The sequence below is a fragment of the Corynebacterium sp. AOP36-E1-14 genome (assembly GCF_052377495.1).
Taxonomy (GTDB): Bacteria; Actinomycetota; Actinomycetes; order Mycobacteriales; family Mycobacteriaceae; genus Corynebacterium.
Genome location: NZ_JBQSWV010000007.1, coordinates 13,174 through 31,272 on the forward strand (window position 1 = coordinate 13,174; position 18,099 = coordinate 31,272).

The 18,099-nt window shown below is 70.8% G+C and carries 18 protein-coding genes and 1 riboswitch; of the genes, 4 read left to right on the forward strand and 14 right to left on the reverse strand.

Annotated features, from left to right (window positions below):
* Window positions 1-69: 69 nt before the first annotated feature.
* The 7 genes from ACT3TD_RS04830 to gcvP all read right to left on the reverse strand — a co-directional run bounded on the left by ACT3TD_RS04830 (window position 70) and on the right by gcvP (window position 8,403).
* Window positions 70-723, reverse strand: coding sequence for a TrmH family RNA methyltransferase (locus ACT3TD_RS04830; protein ID WP_301443530.1), 654 nt, complete (start codon window positions 721-723; stop codon window positions 70-72).
* Window positions 720-1,445, reverse strand: coding sequence for a lysoplasmalogenase family protein (locus tag ACT3TD_RS04835; protein ID WP_301443531.1), 726 nt, complete (start codon window positions 1,443-1,445; stop codon window positions 720-722). The genes ACT3TD_RS04830 and ACT3TD_RS04835 overlap by 4 nt, the downstream gene beginning before the upstream one ends.
* The gene (gene pyrE / locus ACT3TD_RS04840; RefSeq protein WP_301443532.1) at window positions 1,445-1,996 is read right to left on the reverse strand and encodes an orotate phosphoribosyltransferase; all 552 of its coding nucleotides are present in this window, start codon (window positions 1,994-1,996) and stop codon (window positions 1,445-1,447) included. The genes ACT3TD_RS04835 and pyrE overlap by 1 nt, the downstream gene beginning before the upstream one ends.
* 64 nt (window positions 1,997-2,060) lie before the next feature.
* Window positions 2,061-3,716, reverse strand: a complete 1,656-nt coding sequence (locus ACT3TD_RS04845) for a hypothetical protein (RefSeq protein ID WP_301443533.1) — start codon at window positions 3,714-3,716, stop codon at window positions 2,061-2,063.
* A 137-nt stretch (window positions 3,717-3,853) separates the two neighbouring features.
* Window positions 3,854-4,246, reverse strand: coding sequence for a glycine cleavage system protein GcvH (gene gcvH, locus ACT3TD_RS04850; protein ID WP_301443534.1), 393 nt, complete (start codon window positions 4,244-4,246; stop codon window positions 3,854-3,856).
* A gap of 66 nt (window positions 4,247-4,312) precedes the next feature.
* Window positions 4,313-5,488 (reverse strand): glycine cleavage system aminomethyltransferase GcvT, encoded by a 1,176-nt coding sequence (gene gcvT / locus ACT3TD_RS04855; protein WP_441579449.1) that lies wholly within the window; start codon window positions 5,486-5,488, stop codon window positions 4,313-4,315.
* Window positions 5,488-8,403, reverse strand: coding sequence for an aminomethyl-transferring glycine dehydrogenase (gene gcvP, locus ACT3TD_RS04860; protein ID WP_301444019.1), 2,916 nt, complete (start codon window positions 8,401-8,403; stop codon window positions 5,488-5,490). Before gcvP ends, gcvT begins: the two co-directional genes overlap by 1 nt.
* A gap of 52 nt (window positions 8,404-8,455) precedes the next feature.
* A riboswitch (glycine riboswitch) is annotated at window positions 8,456-8,548 on the reverse strand.
* Window positions 8,549-8,911: 363 nt separating this feature from the next.
* Here gcvP and ACT3TD_RS04865 point away from each other — a divergent pair.
* The gene (locus ACT3TD_RS04865) at window positions 8,912-9,382 is read left to right on the forward strand and encodes a hypothetical protein (protein WP_441579076.1); all 471 of its coding nucleotides are present in this window, start codon (window positions 8,912-8,914) and stop codon (window positions 9,380-9,382) included.
* 33 nt (window positions 9,383-9,415) lie between these two features.
* A complete protein-coding gene (locus tag ACT3TD_RS04870) occupies window positions 9,416-10,297 on the forward strand; it encodes an SDR family oxidoreductase (protein WP_301443113.1) in 882 nt (293 codons plus the stop codon).
* A 40-nt stretch (window positions 10,298-10,337) separates the two neighbouring features.
* On the opposite strand, the gene ACT3TD_RS04875 is transcribed toward ACT3TD_RS04870, so the two are convergent.
* From ACT3TD_RS04875 to ACT3TD_RS04905, 7 genes are all read right to left on the reverse strand, one after another.
* Complete coding sequence (locus ACT3TD_RS04875) at window positions 10,338-10,730, reverse strand: hypothetical protein (protein ID WP_301443114.1); 393 nt, start codon at window positions 10,728-10,730, stop codon at window positions 10,338-10,340.
* Between the two features lie 23 nt (window positions 10,731-10,753).
* Window positions 10,754-11,284, reverse strand: coding sequence for a PTS sugar transporter subunit IIA (locus ACT3TD_RS04880; RefSeq protein ID WP_301443115.1), 531 nt, complete (start codon window positions 11,282-11,284; stop codon window positions 10,754-10,756).
* A gap of 117 nt (window positions 11,285-11,401) precedes the next feature.
* Entirely contained in the window at window positions 11,402-12,310 is a 909-nt protein-coding gene (locus ACT3TD_RS04885; protein WP_301443116.1) for a sulfurtransferase, read from the reverse strand.
* Between the two features lie 66 nt (window positions 12,311-12,376).
* A complete protein-coding gene (locus tag ACT3TD_RS04890) occupies window positions 12,377-12,988 on the reverse strand; it encodes a response regulator transcription factor (RefSeq protein ID WP_301443117.1) in 612 nt (203 codons plus the stop codon).
* A 16-nt stretch (window positions 12,989-13,004) separates the two neighbouring features.
* On the reverse strand, window positions 13,005-14,192 hold the full coding sequence (locus tag ACT3TD_RS04895; RefSeq protein ID WP_301443118.1) for a sensor histidine kinase: 1,188 nt from the start codon (window positions 14,190-14,192) through the stop codon (window positions 13,005-13,007).
* A gap of 29 nt (window positions 14,193-14,221) precedes the next feature.
* Complete coding sequence (locus tag ACT3TD_RS04900) at window positions 14,222-15,073, reverse strand: ABC transporter permease (protein WP_301443119.1); 852 nt, start codon at window positions 15,071-15,073, stop codon at window positions 14,222-14,224.
* Between the two features lie 11 nt (window positions 15,074-15,084).
* Window positions 15,085-16,044: an ABC transporter ATP-binding protein gene (locus ACT3TD_RS04905; protein ID WP_301443120.1), complete on the reverse strand. Its 960-nt coding sequence runs from the start codon at window positions 16,042-16,044 to the stop codon at window positions 15,085-15,087.
* 156 nt (window positions 16,045-16,200) lie between these two features.
* Between ACT3TD_RS04905 and ACT3TD_RS04910 the strand changes: the two genes are divergently transcribed.
* On the forward strand, window positions 16,201-17,253 hold the full coding sequence (locus ACT3TD_RS04910) for an iron-siderophore ABC transporter substrate-binding protein (protein WP_301443121.1): 1,053 nt from the start codon (window positions 16,201-16,203) through the stop codon (window positions 17,251-17,253).
* A gap of 8 nt (window positions 17,254-17,261) precedes the next feature.
* Window positions 17,262-18,083 (forward strand): erythromycin esterase family protein, encoded by an 822-nt coding sequence (locus tag ACT3TD_RS04915; protein WP_301443122.1) that lies wholly within the window; start codon window positions 17,262-17,264, stop codon window positions 18,081-18,083.
* Window positions 18,084-18,099: the final 16 nt, after the last annotated feature.

Sequence of the window (18,099 nt, forward strand, 5' to 3'; positions counted from 1 at the left end):
TCAAAACGATATGAGCATACCTTTTATCCCCTGCCCTGCCAATGGTTCTCACGGACCGTCAGCAGAACTTCACCATGCGTTTCCCAGGTCCGCGTGCTGGCGGACCCAGGTGTGCATGGCGATGCCGGCCGCCACCCCGGCGTTGATCGAGCGGGTCGAACCAAACTGCGCGATCGACACCGTCAACGCCGCGGCGTCCTGCGCCTGGGCCGTCACGCCCGGGCCCTCCTGGCCGAACAGCAGCAGGCACCGCTCGGGCAGCCGGGCGGTCTCCAGGGGCACCGAGCCCGGGGTGTTGTCCACCGCCACCACCGTCAGGTCGTGTTCGCGGGCGAAGGCGGTGACCGAGTCGGTGTCCGGGTGGTGCATCAGGTGCTGGTAGCGGTCGGTGACCATCGCCCCGCGCCGGTTCCACCGCCGCCGGCCCACGATGTGCACTGTGTCCACGGCGAAGGCGTTGGCGGTGCGCACCACGGTGCCGATGTTGGAGTCGTTCTCGAAGTTCTCGATCGCGATGTGCAGCCGGTGACGCCGCGAGTCGATGTCGGCGACGATCGCCTCCAGACGCCAGTACCGGTACCCGTCGACGACGTTGCGACGGTCCCCGTTCGCCAGCAGCTCCGGGTCGAAGTGCGCGTCCTCCGGCACCGGCACACCCGGGTACTCCTGCTCCCAGGGGCCCACGCCGACCGGATGATCGAACCACTCCGTGGGGCCGGTCACCTCTCTCGTCCTGTCAGTCCCTCGACGATCAGCAGCTGCGCGGCCACGTAGGTCGCCATGACCAGGCCGTCGACCACACCGTCCAGGCGCCGCACCAGCGGCGAGTCACCACGCAGGAACGCCAGACGCGCCAGGATCAGCCCGTCCGACAGGACGAAGAGGTTGCCGCCGAGGCCCACCCCGGAGAGGTCCGCACGCGCGTCAGCGTCCCCGACCTGCGGGTCGGACGCGAGCACGGACGTCGCCGCCAACGCCGAGCCGTAGCCCGCGGCCGCGGGAAGTGCGGCCGGCGCACCGCTCGCCGCGGTGACGATCCCGGAGGCCAGCACCGGCAGCCGCAACGCCACCGTCGAACGGCGCGGACGGTGCCCGCGTCGCCACAGCTCGACGATGTAGGCCACCTGGTTCACGCTGAACGCCGCCGAACCCAGGTTCAGGTTGCGCGCACGGGTGGCGGCGTCATCACTGCGCCCGGCCTCGCCCATGAGCACCACGTCGCCCAGCAGCCCGCCGGCCAACCCGGCGAGCACCACCGGCAGGCGTCCGGCACCACCGCCACGTCCTGCGCGCGTGCAGGCGTGCCCGGCGAGCAACGGCATCAGCGCGGGCTTGACCAGCCTGGTCGCCCGGTCACCGCGACGTCCCGCCGCGGCGGCGACCACGGAGGCCGCACCGGCGGCGAGGTAGCCCGCGCGCCACGGCGAGTTCCGGGCGCGCGACATCAGGCCAGGCCCAGGTCTTCCAGGCCGAGCAGGCTGCGGTACTCCACGCCCTCGGCCTCGATGACGTCCTTCGCACCGGTGGCGCGGTCGACGACGGTGGCCACACCGGCCACGGTCGCGCCCGCCTCACGCACCGCGGCGACGGCGGTCAGCGGCGAGTTGCCGGTGGTGGTCGTGTCCTCCACGACCAGCACGCGCTTGCCCTCGATGTCCGGGCCCTCAATACGACGCTGCATGCCGTGCTTCTTGGTCTCCTTGCGCACCACGAAGGAGTCCACCCCGTCACCGGCGTGCATCACGGCGGTGGCGACCGGGTCGGCCCCCAGGGTCAGCCCACCGACGGCGACGTAGTCCCAGTCGGCGGTGAGCTCGCGCAGCAGTTCACCGATGAGCTTCGAGGACTCGCGGTGCAGCGTGGCGCGGCGCAGGTCGACGTAGTAGTCGGCCTCCTTGCCGGAGGACAGCGTCACCCGGCCGCGGACGACGGAGAGTTCGGTGACCAGCTCGGCGAGTCGCTGCAACTTGTCGGCGTTGACGGTGGGCGTGCTCATGGAGGCGTCCTAACTATCTGCGTGGGTTATCGGGAGGGTATGTCCGGTGTGGATCTTACGGGGTTCAGGTGTCCTCGGGGTCGACGACCTCCGCGTCGACCTCCGGGTACTCACCCGACTCACCGATGTGGCGGGCGTGGCGGGCCGACGGCGCACGGTGGCGCCCCCGCGAGGACTGCTCCGCAGTACCCAGGATGTCCACCTCGGCGGAGGTGGTGGCACCGGTTGCGCCGGTGTCACTGTCGGCCGGGTCCTCGCCGAAGATGGTGGAGCGCTGCTCGGCGGTGCGGATCACCCGCGGCCCGCCACCGGACGCCGTACGGCTGTGGTCAGGATCCTCCCCGACCGCGGGGATCGGGTCGGGGTCCGGCGCGGCTCCGTCCGGGGCGTCCCCGTCCTCCGGGTACTCCGGGAACGACGAGGTGTCCCCCATCGTCTGTCCCTGCGAGCGCGTGGGGAAGTCCACCGGGGTGCTCGAGCGTTCCATCCGCGGACGCCCGGTGTCCCCGTCCGTGCCGGCGGCCTCCACGTCGACGTCGGAGACGGCGTCTGTGGCTGAGCCTGTGTCCGTGCCTTCCGCGCCCTCGGCGGAGGACGCCCGACGCGCCGCGTCCGGCACCGCCCGCAGGTGCCCGCGATGCGCCGGGGCCTGGCGCTCGCCGGACGCGGCGGACCCGGCGTCCTGCGCCTCGGTGGCCTCCGCCGCAGTCGCCGCCGACGCCGCAGCCGCGGCACGCACGCGCGGACGCGTGGGGTCGGCACCACTCAGGTCGAGCTCGACCGAGGTCACGCGCGGCGGCAGGACCCGCGAGGCGTCCACCAGCGCACGCCCCTGCACCAGCACGTGGTCCCAGATCGGCGGGTCGGTCCTGCGGCCCATCTTCAACGCCACCCAGGTGGAGCTGAACGCGATGTCCGACACCGAGCCTGCCAGGGCGTGCAACGCCCCCTCCACCCGGCTGTCCAGCATCCGGTCCAGTGCACGGTTGTCCGTGGAGTAGCCGGTGTACGGCGGACGGTCGCAGAGCTCGGAGTGACGCATCCCGGCGGGCATGCCGGCGGTGTCGGACAGGTGCACGCGCACCGGGGAGAAGAACTCCCGACGCAACGCCACCACCGTCACCCCGTTGACCTCGGCGAGGTGGAACTGGTGGCCGCCGGTGAACCCGGAGACCAGGTCGCGCGCCACGGTCGCCGCGGACCCGGTGACGGCGTCGGCGCTGATCAGCGTCATCAGACTGTCCGGCCACTCCCCCGGCAGGTACCGGTCCTCCTTGGCGTACTCGTAGCCGTGGGACTGCGCCCACTGTCGTCGCGAACGACGCCCGGCGAACAGGCCGTTGGACGACGCCGCGGCGTCGGTGGAGGTGGCGGTACCGCCTGTGCCGGTCGTGTCAGCGGTGTCCTGCGTGGATTCCGGGATGGGCTCCGCCTCCGGCTCCGTGGCCGGCTCGGGGATAGCCTCCGGCTCACGTTCCGGCTCCGGGTGCGCCGCCGGTGCGGCGTCCTGCGCCTCTTCCGGCAGGTCGTCCTGCAGGTCTTCGGTCGACTCGTCCTGCACCGGATCCGCGGTCGGGGCGGGTGCGGGGTCCGGCACCTGCTCGGGGACAGGCGCCGGTGCGTGCGTCTGGGAGGGGCCCTTCGACGCACGCCAGAACAGGCCCGCGGCGAGAACCAGCAGCGCGAGCCCGAGCAGAAGGACGAGGACGGCGAAAGACATCATGCCAAGCATAAACGAGGTGACGGTGTAGCCGGGAACCACCGGCACGCGGCGTCCCCCGGACCCCGATCACCGGTACACCGCCCTGCAGTGGCGGCGAGCGAAACGATCACGAGAAGTCCGGCCCGCTCCGGCCCCTACTGGTTGTCGGCGGCGTACGCCTCGTGGTCCATCAGCTCGCCGTCGGCGGGGGCCTCAGAGACCGCCACCTCGTAGAGCCAGCCGGTGCCGTAGGGGTCGTCGTTGATCACGCCGGCGTTGTCCTCGAGGCCCTCGTTGACCGCGGTGATCTCGCCGGAGACCGGGGCGTAGATGTCGGACACGGACTTGGTGGACTCGACCTCGCCGTAGGGCTCGCCGGCCTCGACCTCGGTGCCGACCTCGGGAAGTTCGACGAAGACGATCTCGCCCAGCGCCTCGGCGGCGATGTGGGTGATGCCGACGCGCACGGTGTCACCGGCGGCGACGGAGGTGGCGTTCACCCACTCGTGCTCCTCGGAGTACAGGCGGTCGGTGGGCAGTGCAGTCATGGGGTTCTCCTCAGAACAATGGTGCAGTCGAAAAGTGCAGTCAGGGTGGTGCAGTCAGGGTGGATGTTACTTCTGGCGCGTGTAGAACGGCAGCGCAACGACGGTGTAGGGGTGGGCCTTGCCGCGGATGTCGACGGTCACCGTCGATCCCACGGACGCCACGCCGCCCTCGGCGGCCGCCTCGGCGGCGACGTAGCCCATCGCCACCGGGTGGCCCAGTGTCGGCGACAGTGCGCCGGACGTGACCTCGCCGAGCCGGACGCCCTCGGCGTCCTGAATCTCGTAGCCGCCTCGCGCCGCGCGGCGTCCCTCGCCGACCAGGCCGATGAGCGTCTGCTTCGTGCCCTCCTCCTTGGCGCGCACGATGGCGTCGCGTCCGACGAACTCCTCCTTGGACTTCGTCGCCGCGAGGATGCCCAGCCCGGCGTCCACCGGGGTGAGCTGCAGGCTCAGCTCGTTGCCGTATAGCGGCATGCCGGCCTCCAGGCGCAGCGTGTCGCGCGCCGCCAGGCCGCAGGGGCGCACCCCGTGCGGGGCACCGGCGGCGAGCGCCGCGTCCCACACGGCGGTCGCCTGTGCGCCGTCGGTCCCGTTCTCCACGAAGATCTCGAAACCGTCCTCACCGGTGTAGCCGGTGCGGGCGATAATCGCCGGCACGCCGGCGACGGTGCCCTGGAAGGCGGCGTAGTAGCCCAGCCCGCCCACGGCGTCCTGCACGGTCTCTCCCGCGCCGGACGCCTCGGGGGCGTCGGTGACCGCCTCGACGATCTCCAGCATCACCGCGGCGGCCTGCGGGCCCTGCACGGCGATCAGGGAGATGTCGTCGGTCTGGTCGGTGAGCGTGACGTCGAAGCCTTCCGCACGCTCGCGCAACGCCTCGGCGACGGCGGGGGCGTTGCCGGCGTTGGGGATCACCAGGTACTCCTCGTCGGCGAGCACGTAGGTGATCAGGTCGTCGATGATGCCGCCGTCCGCGGTGCAGATCATCGAGTACTTCGCCTTACCGACCTTCACCGCCGACAGGCGCGAGACCAGGGCGTGGTCGAGGAAGGCCGCGGCGTCCGGCCCGGTGACCCGGACCTCGCCCATGTGCGAGAGGTCGAAGACGCCCACGGCCTCACGGACCGCCCGGTGCTCCTCGAGCTCCTTGTCGTACTTCAGGGGCATGTCCCAGCCGCCGAAGTCGGTGAACTTCGCGCCGAGCTTCTCGTGGACCGGGTGCAGTGCGGTGTGCTTGGTCATCAGTTCTCGCTCTCGGTAGCAGCTTCGATGTCGAAGTCCTCCAGCGGCGGGCAGGAGCACATCAGGTTGCGGTCGCCGTAGGCGTCGTCGATGCGGCGCACGGTCGGGAAGTACTTGTCGCGACGCAGCGACGCCACCGGGAAGGCGGCCTTCTCGCGGGAGAAGTGGCCGTGCGAGACGGCGTCGGCGAAGTCGTCGCGCACCACCGAGGTGGCGGTGAACGGCGCGTGGCGCAGGACGGAGTCCTCCACCGCGACGTCCCCGGCGATGACCTCGTCGATCTCGGCGCGGATGGTGCGCAGCGCGGTGATGAAGCGGTCCAGCTCGTCCTTGTCCTCGGACTCGGTGGGCTCCACCATCAGCGTGCCCGCCACCGGGAAAGCCAGCGTGGGGGCGTGGAAGCCGAAGTCCATCAGGCGCTTGGTCACGTCCGCGGCGGTCACGCCGGACTGCTTGGTCAGCTCACGCAGGTCCAGGATGCACTCGTGGGCGACCAGGCCGTTCTCCCCGGTGTAGAGGGTGGGGAAGCTGTCGGCGAGCTGGCGGGAGATGTAGTTGGCGTTGACCAGCGCCATGCGCGAGGCCTCGGTGAGGCCCTCGTCGCCCATCATGGCGATGTAGGTCCACGAGATCGGCAGCACGCCGGCGGAACCCTGGTTCGCCTGGGAGACCGGGCGCCCCTCCTGCACGCCGGGCTCCACGGTCACGTCGGCCCACGGGTCGGACGGCAGGAACGGCACGAGGTGCTCGCCCACGCACACCGGGCCCACGCCCGGGCCGCCGCCGCCGTGCGGGATGGTGAAGGTCTTGTGCAGGTTCAGGTGGCTGACGTCGCCGCCGAACTCACCGGGCTGCGCCAGCCCGACCAGGGCGTTGAGGTTCGCCCCGTCGATGTAGACCTGGCCGCCGGCGTCGTGCACCTTCGCGCACACGTCGCGCACGTGTTCCTCGAACACCCCGTGGGTGGAGGGGTAGGTGATCATGATGCCGGCGATCTGCTCGCCGTACTTGGCGATCTTCGCGTCGAGGTCGTCGAGGTCGATCGAGCCGTCGTCTGCGTTCTTCACGCCGACGACCTTCAGCCCGGCCAGGGCGGCGGACGCGGCGTTCGTGCCGTGGGCGGACGCCGGGATGAGCACCAGCGTGCGCTGGTCGTCGCCGTTGGCGACGTGGAAACGACGGATCGCCAGCAGGCCGGCGAGCTCACCCTGCGAGCCGGCGTTGGGCTGCACCGACACCGCGGCGTAGCCGGTGATCTTCGCCAGCCGGTCCTCCAGGTCGTCGATGAGCTCCAGCCAGCCGGTGGCCTGGTCCTCCGGCACCATCGGGTGGATGCCGGCGAACTCCGGCCAGGTGATCGGCTCCATCGACACCGCGGCGTTGAGCTTCATGGTGCACGAGCCCAGCGGGATCATCGTGCGGTCCAGCGCAAGGTCTCGCCCGGCCAGACGACGCATGTAGCGCATCATCTGCGTCTCCGAGGACACCGAGTGGAACACCGGGTGGGTGAGGATGTCGTCGGTGCGCAGCAGGTCGGCCAGCGGGCCGTCCTGCGCGGTGAAGGACGCCGTGGCCACCGAACCACGCGCGCCGGCGACGACGGCGAGCAGCTCGGCGACGTCGGCGTCCGTCGTGGACTCGCCGACGGAGATGCCGACGTGCTTCTCGTCGACGTGGCGCAGGTTGAAGCCCGCCCCACAGGCGGCGGCGACGGTCGCCGCGGCGTCCGGCACCTGCACGGTGACCGTGTCGAAGAAACGGTCGTGGGCGAGGGCGAAGCCCGCCTCAGACAGGCCCACGGCCAGCGCGGTCGCCCGGCCGTGCACCGCCGTGGCGATCTCTCGCAGGCCCTGCGGGCCGTGCCAGACGGCGTAGAAGCTGGCCACCACGGCCAGCAGCGCCTGGGCGGTGCAGATGTTGGACGTCGCCTTGTCGCGGCGGATGTGCTGCTCACGGGTCTGCAGCGACAGGCGGTAGGCCGGGGTGCCCTCGGCGTCCACCGACACACCCACGATGCGGCCCGGCAGCTTACGCTGCATGGACTCCCGGCAGGCCAGGAACGCCGCGTGCGGGCCGCCGAAGAACAACGGCACACCGAAACGCTGCGCCGAACCCACCGCGATGTCCGCACCCGACTCACCCGGCGAGGTGACCAGCACCTGCGCCAGCAGGTCGCAGGCCACGGTGACCAGGGCGTCCTGCGCGTGCGCGGCGTCGACGACCTCGGTGAGGTCGTCGCGCAACCCGCCGGTGGTGCCCGGGTTCGACACGACCACGCCGATCAGCGCGTCCTGCCGTGCGGCGATCTGCTCGGCGGTGACGTCCACGATCTCCACCGCGATGTCCACCGCCGCGGCACGCGCACGCGTGATGTTGATGCTCGACGGGTGCAGGGCGGCGTCCAGCAGGACGACACCGTCCTTCTTCGCCGCCTTCGTGTTCACCCGCGCCATCATCTGCACGGCCTCGGCGACGGCGGTCGCCTCGTCCAGCAGGGACGCACCGGCGACCGGCAGGCCCGTGAGGTCGCTGACCATCGTCTGGAAGTTCAGCAACGCCTCCAGGCGGCCCTGCGAGATCTCCGGCTGGTACGGCGTGTAGGCGGTGTACCAGCCCGGGTTCTCCACCACGTTGCGACGGATCACCGCCGGGGTGACCGTGTCGTGGTAGCCGGCGCCGATGAGCTGCTTCTTCACCGTGTTCTTCGCGGCGAAACCACGCAGCGTGGCCAGCGCCTCGGTCTCGTCGAGCGCCGGGGCCAGGCCGATGGGGCCCTGCTGGGCGATGCTGGCGGGCAGGGCCGCGGCGGCGAGCTCCGTGGTGCTGCCGTAGCCGAGCGTGCTGAGGATCTCCGCGGTCGCGGCCGCGTCAGGGCCGATATGACGGTTCGGGAATGCGTCGTGGGGCGTAGCCATGTGTCAGGGGGTCTCTTCCTGTGTGTGCTGTGGTGCGGACACGGGTGTACTCCCTCCCCACTCTGTCGATGGTGCCTGAGAGCTTTTTCTCCTTCGGCGGCCGGGTCACGGACGACGGTGACCGGCTCTTTCCAGAGCTGCCTCGCCACAATGGTGCTGGTGCCTGAGAGTGTCGACGGGGAGGTGTTGCTCCTACGGCGGCCGGTGCTGGTGCCGGCCTCTCCCACAGTGGCTGCGAACGGCGGATTCAGTTGTGGACGTTTCGCGGTCAGTATAACCGCGGCTGTGGCGTGGCACACCACAAACGGCCGGATCGCGGGTGGGGTGCGGGTGTGGGCGGGGTGGGCGAGGCAACCCCGCGTCGCGTGCCGGATTCGGGCCGCGCGTGCCGTGGAAAGGGCGGATCCGGCACGTGGCGCGGGGTCGGTGCCGCGCGGCGATTGACGCCCGACAGGACGCCACCTACGATTCCGGCAACCCTCCCCCGCTCTCCACTCTCCGAGGCCCGATGAAGAAGACCACGCTCACCACCCTGGCGCTCGCCGCCGCGGCGGCGCTCTGCGCCTGCACCCCGTCGGCCCGGGACTCCGAACAGGCGCAGGACGCTACGACGCAGGACGCCACGGCGTCCGGCGAGAACGACACGTCCGGCACGGATGAGGACGCCGCGCCGCGCGACGGCGACGCGCCCGTGCTCGGGGCGTCCGACGCCGACGGCGCCTGTGACCCGGGCGTCATCGACATCGACCACGAGAAGAACACGCCGCACGTCACCTACCACGGCAAACCCGGCGACACGGTGGACATCACCTACGTCGAGAATGACGGCACCACCACCGACACGACCTTCGAACTCGAGGTCACCGCGACGACATACTCGACGGGAGCCGAGATCTTCAACGGCGACCTGGACCGCATCGAGGTCTCGGCGTCCGGCACCACGAGCACGCCAGGGAACTGCGTCATCGGCATATCCTGACGGACGCACCGCCGAAGGGGTATCACTGGTTGCATGAAGAAAACGTCCGCGCCCGGTGTCCTCGCCCGCTTCCGCGCCCCGAAGCTGCCCGTGCCACGTCAGGGTGACACGGCCCTGGTCACCGGAGCCACCTCAGGCATCGGTGCCGCGACGGCGAAAGAACTGGTGAAACGGCAGTTCCGGGTCATCGGCACCTCCCGCGACCCCGGCTCGGAGGCCGCCCGGGCGAACACGCCGGACGGTGTGGAACTCATCCCCCTGGACCTCGGCGACCCCACCTCCATCGCCGGTGTGCCGGACGAGCTGGCGAAGATCGGCGCCGGCCCGGTCACCGTGCTGGTCAACAATGCCGGGGAGAGCCAGAACGGCCCGCTCGAGGAGCTCCCCCGCGACGCCCTGGAGAGGCTCTTCCAGGTCAACGTGATCGGGCACGTCGAACTCACCCAGGCCCTGCTGCCGCAGATGCGAGCCGCCCGACGCGGACGCATCGTGTTCGTCGGCTCCATGCTCGGCAGCTTCCCGCTGGCCTACCGCGGCAGCTACGGCGCCTCGAAGGCGGCCATCAAGGCCTTCGCCTTCTCCGCACGCCGCGAGGTCGCCCGCTTCGGCATCGGGGTCAGCGTGATGGAACCCGGTGCGATCAACACCGGGCTCTCCGAGCGTCGCACCATCTACGTCGACGACCACGGCCCCTACGCCGAGGAGTTCGCCACGATGCTGACCCACCTCAACAACAACGAGGCCGACGGCATCACCGCCGAACCGGTGGCAGGTGAGATCCTCAGGGCGGTCTCGGACGCCCGGCCCCGCCCGCTCTACGCCACCGGGTCGAGCGCACGGTTCGCCTTCCCCGCCGCCCGGCTGCTGCCGCGCGACACGATGGGCGGGATCATCGCCGCCAAACACGGGCTGTAGGCGAGCTCAAGGCGAACTCAAGGCCGAGCTCAGGCCGACATCACGGCCTGCGCGAGTAGAACAGGTCGCGCCACGGCCTGGCGGACAGCGCCACCACCGCGGCGCCGACGATGCCGGTGAACATGCTCGCGCTGGCGATCACGTTGACCCACAGCAACATGGCGTTGCCCAGCACCAGTTCGAGCATCAGCACCAGTGCGCCGATCGTGCCCGCCCAACTCAGCCCCACGAACACGCGGTTGACGGGGTGCCGCGCCGGGCCGAAGTAGCCGCGCTCGGTGAACACGATACCGCCGAGCATCAGCAGGAACAGCACCCCGAAGTAGCCGTAGAAGAGCAGTTCCCCCCACTGCGGGTCCACCCTGTCGCCGAGACGGGTGACTCCCAGGAGCATCAGGAGGACACACGACACGGTGGTGAAACGGCGGAGCATCCCCCCAGCATAGGGGTAAACCTTCAGAACCGGAACAACACGTCCCCTGGCTCGGACGGTTCGCCGGGCATGAGCCCCTCCTCGACGCCACCGTCCTGCTGCATCATCACCACCGCCACGATCGGGTCGAAGCCGAGCCGCCCGATGGACAAGGGTGCGTAGGTGGTGACCCGCTGGCCGACCTGCACGCGCGTGCCCTGTTCGACGTGGGTGGAGTAGCCCTGCCCGTCGAGCTGCGCGGTGTCGATCCCGATGTGCACGAGGACCGGCAGCCCGCCGTCGGTGGTGACGAGGAAGAGGTGCGGCATCAGCCGGGTGAGCACGCCGGCCACCGGCGAGCACACGGTCACGTACTCCACCCCGGGGTCCGGGACCACCGCCATGCCGGGCCCGACCGTGCCCGCGGCGAACAGCGGGTCCGGCACGGCCGACAGTGGCGCGACGGTGCCGGGCATGGGGGTCACCACGTCGAGCGTGCCGGTCCCCGCCCCGGCGACAGATCCCGAGACGGACCCCGAGACGGACCCGGTCACTGACTTCCCTGCGTCCTCCATGTTGCCTCCCGGTCCGTTGCGGTGATGAGCGTCGGTGGCCAAAGGATAGAACGTGAGGCACACGCGTCGGGGCATAACCGCGTTATTTCGTCCAGAAAAGTTCTTCCTTTCCTGAGACTACCCCAACGCCACCGGACGCGAACGGTCGGAGGACCACTGCGACCATCCACCCACGTAGTGGCGCGCCACCGGCAGCCCGGCGTGCTCCATCAGCGCGATGAACAGGGCCGAGCTCACGCCCGACCCGGAGTAGACCACGGTCTCGGCGGCGACGTCGTCGCCGGTGATGCCGTGTTCGGCGAGACGCCCACGCACGACCTCGGGGGACGGGACGCGGCCGTCGTCGAGCAGCTCGGCGACCGGGACGCCGATCGCGCCGGGGATGTGGCCGGCGCGACGGTCCAGCCGCTCGCGGCGTCCCTCGAAGCGGTCCGCCGGACGGGTGTCGATGAGCAGCGGTGCCGCCGCCCCGGTGGACGCCGCGGCGGAGATCTCCTTCACCTCGTCCAGCGACGTCGTCGGCATGCTCGGCGCGCCACCGGCGAGGACCTCGAACGTCCCGCGTCCACGCAGGCAGCCGATACCGGCGGCGATGTCGCCGCCGGCCGCCAGCCAGGCCGGCGTCCCGCCGTCGAGGACGCGCACGTCGGTGACGCCCGCCCACCGCAGGATCCACCACGCGCGGGCGGCGTAGATCAGCCCGCCGCGGTCGTAGATACGCACCGGGACGCCGGGCTGGATGCCCCAGTCGTCGACGAAGTGCTGCAGGACGGCCCGGCTGGGCAGCGGGTTACGCCCGGCGGTCGCCGACGGCGAGCCGGACAGCATGGTGCCGGGGTCGCAGAAGAAGGAACCGGGGATGTGCCTGGTCACGTACAGGTTCCAGGCGGCGTGCTCGCCCCACTCCCAGTCGGAGTCGAGGACGATCATCCGCTCGCCACGGCTGCTGCCCTCGAAGAGGTCGGTGGCGGAGATGAAGGGTTCGGCGGTCGTTGTCGCGGGGGTGTCGGGCTGGCTCAGGGTCATGCGGACCAGTTTACGAGGGAAAGCGTGCCGCCGCCGCCCCGCATAGCGAAGCTCACAACCGGCCCCCTACAACCAGCCACGGTCGCGGGCGATGCGCCAGGCCTCGAAACGCGTGGCCGCCCCCGTCTTCGACATCGCCGAGGACAGGTAGTTGCGGGTGGTGCCCGCCGCCAGGTGCACGGTCTCGGCGATCTGCTCGACGGAGCCGCCCTGCCCGGCGACCTCCAGCAGTTCGGTCTCGCGCTCGGTCAGCGGCGACTCGCCGGCGCCGATCGCCTGGGCGGCGAGCTCCGGGTCGAGGCAGCGGCGTCCGGCGTGCACGGTGCGCACCGCGGTGGCGAACTCCGCGGCGGAGGACGTCTTGGGCACGAAACCGGCGACGCCGGCGGCCAGCGCCCGCTTGAGCTGGCGGGGACGCCCGTGGCTGGTGACGATCAGCACGGCGACGCCCTCGGGGAGGCTGGCGGCGGTCTCCACCCCGTCGATGCCGCCCATCTGCAGGTCGGTGACGGCGACGTCCGGCGCGTGGTGCGTCCGGCACCAGTCGAGCAGTTCCTCGCCGGAGCCGAGGGTGGCGACGACGTCGAGGTCGTCCTCCAGCGACAGCAGGGTCGACAGTGAGCTGGCGACGAGGGACTCGTCGTCGACGACGACCACCCGGACGGGTTCTGCACTCATGGTTGCTCCTTTTTCTCTACTCACCGGGCAGGCGAAGGGTCACGCGGAAGACGTTACCGTCGCGCTCGGCGACGAGTTCCGCGCCGATCGGCTCGGCGCGACGCCGGATCCCCGCCAGGCCCGACAGCCGTTCGATGCCGCGGGTCACGCCGTCGTTGCTCATCGTCACCGCCTCGGCCGACCCGGGCGTGAAGTCGAGCCGCACGCGCGTGGCCGAGGAGTGACGCACCACGTTCGTCGTCCCCTCGCGCACCAGCCACGCCGCCAGCTCGCGCATCGGCTCGGACAGCGTCGTGGGGTCGCCGTCGACGTCCAGGTGGACGCCGGCGCTGTGCAGCAGCTGCCGCGCGCCGTCGACCTCCGTGGACAGGTTGACCGCCCGGTAGCCGTCCACCACCTCGTGCATCTCGGTGACGGAGGTCCGCGCCAGCTCCTGGAGCTGCGCGAGTTCACCGTCGGCACGCTCGTCGCCGCGCGCGACCAGCGCACGCGCCAGCTCCGCCTTCAACGACATCGCCGCCAGACGCTGACCGAGGGTGTCGTGCAGCTCCTGGGAGAACCGCAGCCGTTCCTCGCTGACCTGCAGGGCGGCGTCCGTCAGGCGGGCGCGGTCGAGCTGCTTGGCGATGTTGACCGTCCACGCCGAGGCCACCACGGTGGTCATCAGGAACGTCCCGAAGAACAACGGCAGCCACTCCAGCTCGTCCCACATGAGCACCGACGTCGCCGCCGAGAGCACCAGGGTGAGCGTCCAGCGCCACGGCAGCCACGGCAGCACCGCCGTCGGGGCGACGATGATGGCGATGAACACCAGGCACAGCCCCGTCACCGCCGTGGTGGACGAACCCGCCACGTACAGCAGGACGCCGAGCGTCCAGACGACCGCGGTGGCCGCGCCCGTCGCGGCCACGAGCCGTCCGGTGGGACGCCGCGGACGGGTGTTGAACTCCGGGCGCCGCTCCACGACCAGCAGGGCCGCGACGGTCAGCACCAGCCCCGACCCGGCCACCAGGGCCTGCTGCCACAGGCTGAGCGTGGGCCCCTGGCCGGCGACGGCCAGCGGGAGAACGACGGCGAGGACGCCGAACATGGCGACCATCAACTGCATGGACAGGCGCGTGTACACGGCGAGCTTCGCGCCGCCGCCGAGCCCGCGCCACGTCCTGCGTGGGCGGGTGACGGACTCCAGCACGGTCGGGTTCATGGTCCCCATTTAAGCAGTGGTGCCGGACGTCAGCGCCGGACGTCCCAGCGGACGTAACGGGCACCGGCCCACACGCACACCGCCGCCCACGCCAGCAGGATCAGCATCATCGGCCACGTCTCGGCGAGGACCTCCCCGGCACCCAACGCGGCGACGCCGTCCATCCGGCCCACGGTGGTGCTGCCCGCCCAGCCGTACTGGGCCAGGTCGAAGATCAGGGCGAACGGGGTGCGGGCGAGGACCTCGTCCACACCCTCCGGGTAGAGCTGACGGAAGTTGCCCATCGTGGCGAACATCAGCAGCATCACCGGCATCGAGGTGATCTGCGCGGCCTCCGGGTTCTTCGTGAACCCGCTGGTCACCAGGGCCAGACCACTGGTGACCGCCAGGCCGAGCAGCACAGCGACGATGAGCGGCAGCACATTCACCGGTCCCGGCGCGCCGAAGACCATGAGCAGCACCGACATCAGCACCGTGAACACGATGGTCAGCACCGCCCCGGGGAAGGAGGACGCACCGAGGATCTCGGCGTCGCGCGCCTCACCGGTGCGCAGGCGTTTGAGCACGCCCTCGTCCCGGCGCGTGGTCACCATGGACAGCACGGTGTAGAACTGCACGAACATCAGCGCGAAGAGCAGGAAGTACTCCAGCGCCGTTGCCGCGGCCTCGACCTTGGACTGCTCGTCGTCGCCGGAGAGGATGAAGAACATCGCCAGGCCGAAGCCGATGGGGATGAGCGTGGCGTTGACGAGCAGGGTCTTGTTGCGGCGGAACTGGAGGGTCTCCGCGCGGGCCAGGGCGACGAAGCGCCGGAGGGAGGTTCCGGCGGTGCCGGTGGAGTGGACTTCTGTACGGGTGGTTTCACGTGCGGTGGTGGTCATGACGGGTCCTTTCAGACGGTGCTGTCGCGTCCGGCGATCTTGGCGAAGACGCGCTCGAGGCTGGCGGGGCGGGCGGAGAAGTGACCGAGGGTGACGTCGTTGGCGGCGGCCCAGTCGAGCAGGCGGTGGGTGTCCTCCTGCAGCCGGGAGGTCTCGATACGCAGCCGCACCCCGTCACGGGTGACCTGCGCGCCGGGGAAGGACGGGAAGACGTCCTGCGGGCGTCCTGCGCGGTTCCCGCCGGCGGCGCCGGCGTCCGGCAGGGTGAAGCTGATCTCGGCGCCCTCGGTGGCGGCGAGGTCGTCCAGCCGGCCCTCGACGGCGATCACGCCGGCGTCCATGATGGCGATCCGGTCGGCCAGATGCTCCGCCTCCTCCAGGTAGTGGGTGGTCAGGATCATCGTCACGCCGCGGTCCTTCAACGCCGCGAGCAACTCCCAGGTGCGGGCGCGCGACTCCGGGTCCAGGCCCGTGGTCGGCTCGTCGAGGATCACGATGCCCGGGTCGTTGAGCAGTGCGCAGGCGAGGTCGAGGCGACGCTGCTCGCCACCGGACAGCGAACCGACGCGCACGTCGGTGCGGTGGTTCAGGTCCACCTCGCCGAGCACGTCGTCGACCGGCAACGGGGTGGAGCACGTGCCCGCCCACATGCGCATCGTCTCGGCGACGGTGAGCTCCTTGGGCAGCCCGCCGGACTGCAGCATGATGCCGAGTTCCGGACGGATCCGCGCGCGGTCGGCGACCGGGTCCATGCCCAGGACGCGCACGGTGCCCTGTGACGGGGCGGCGAGGCCCTCGACGATCTCGAGGGTGGAGGTCTTGCCCGCACCGTTGGTGCCGAGCAGGCCGTAGACCTCGCCCTTGTCCACGTCGAAGGAGATCCCCTTGACGGCGGTGTAGGCGTCCTTGGACTTCTTCGCCTGGTAGGTGCGGGTCAGGTCGGTGACGCTGATGACGGGTGCTGTACTCATACCCCTGATCCTGCCGGGACGGGGTCGGTGCAGGTAGAGGGGTTTGTCATGAGCTGGTGCGCGGATGTCACGGGATCGACGTGACAGATGTCATGTCCGCGGTGAAGTGTAGGCTATCCTCTTGACTATTCACCGTCCCGAACAATGAGGATCACCATGACCGTCAGATTCGTCCCCCTGCGCCGCGTCTCCGCGGCCCTCTGCGCCACGGCGGTCGCCGTCTCGCTCGTCGCCTGCTCCGATGATTCAGACGACTCTGGCTCTTCAGGATCCTCGAGTTCCGCGAACGCCGACGCCTTCCCCGTCACCATCGACTCCGCCCTCGGCGCCGCCACCATCGAGGAGGAGCCCGAGCGTGTCGTCACCATCGGGTGGGGCAGCCAGGACGTGGCCCTCGCCCTCGGCGTGACCCCCGTCGGCATGCAGGACATGAGCGGCGACACCGGTGACGACACCGGCGTGCTGCCCTGGGACCGGGAGGCGCTCGACGGCAGCGACGACACAGACGGCGCCGAGCCGGAACTGCTCGACGCGTCGTCCGACGACCTGCCCTTCGAGGACATCCTCAACCTCGAGCCGGACGTGATCCTCGCCGTGAACTCCGGCGTCACCGACGAGCAGTACTCACGCCTCAGCGACATCGCCCCCACCGTGGCCTACCCCGGTGAGGCGTGGCAGACCAGCTGGGAGGACCAGACCACCACCGTGGGCCAGGCCCTGGGACGCGGCGACGAGGCCGAGCAGCTCGTCGAGGACACCAACCAGCTCATCGCCGACGCCAAGGACGAGCACCCCGAGTTCGACGGGAAGACCATCGCCTTCGCCTCCGGGACCAGCGCCGACGGCCTGAACACCTACCTCGCCACCGACTCCCGGGTGACGCTGCTCGAGCAGCTCGGTTTCAGCATCGCCCCGAGCGTGCCGACCTCCGGGGAGTCCTTCTCCGTGCCGGTGAGCAAGGAGAACTGGTCCTCCATCGACTCCGACGTCCTGGTCTCCTGGTACCTCAGCGAGGACATCCAGGAGGAGCTGGAGTCCGACGCCGGCTTCGCCCGCATCCCCGCCGTCGAACGCGGCGGCTACGTGCCCCTCGTCGACCCGCCGATGGTGTACGCCACCAGCGCGATCTCGGTGCTGAGCCTGCCGTGGATGCTGGACAACTACCTGCCGCTGCTGCAGTCCGCCGCGCAGGGCGACTCCCCCCTGTGACGGACCCTGTGACGGACGCTGTGACGGACGGCGACCTGCTGCCCGTCGCTCACCCGGCCGGCGTGGCCGCCGTCGACGCACTCGTCGCCGACGCCCGCGTCATCGGCTGGGCCGAGGGCCTGCACAACTGCGCCGAGTACCTCGCCGCCCGCAACGCGGTGATCGTGCACGGCGTGACCTCCGGGGCGTTCCGCCTCATCGCCGCGGAGACCAACGCCGAACGGGCCCGCGACGTGGACCGCTACCTCGCCGGCGACGGGCCGGACGCACCGCCGGACGCTCCGCCGGACGCGCTGGTCACCGCGATGTGGTCCTGGTACCGCACGCCGCTGGCGCACAACGCCGCGCTGCTGCGGTGGTTACGCACCTACAACGCCGGCGTCGCGTCCTCACGCCGTGTCGTCTTCACCGGGCTCGACTCCTTCGACGGGGACCACCGCGACCTCGCCGCGCGCGACCGCGTGCAGTACGACAACCTGCGCCGTCTCGCCGACGGACACCCGGGAGAACGCATCCTGCTGTTCGAGCAGACCGAGCACCTCGACCCCACGCTCGACGGCTCCCTCGGCTCCCACCTGGTCGGCGGCGGTCTCGGCGTCTACCGGGTCGCCGGCGCACTGTGGACCCCGGGCGACCCACGCGCCCGCTACCCGCTGGGCCCCTACGCTCCGCTGGCGGAGGCGGCTGCGGCTGCAGCTACTGACCCGACAGCGGCCGGCGCCGGGCCGACACCGCTCGTCGACGGCATCACCGTGTTCCCTCAGTCCTGGGCCGGCCCGTTCGACCTCCTGCTGATGTCGGACCGTTTACACGACGCCCCCCACGCCTGATTGTCCTCCCCCGACT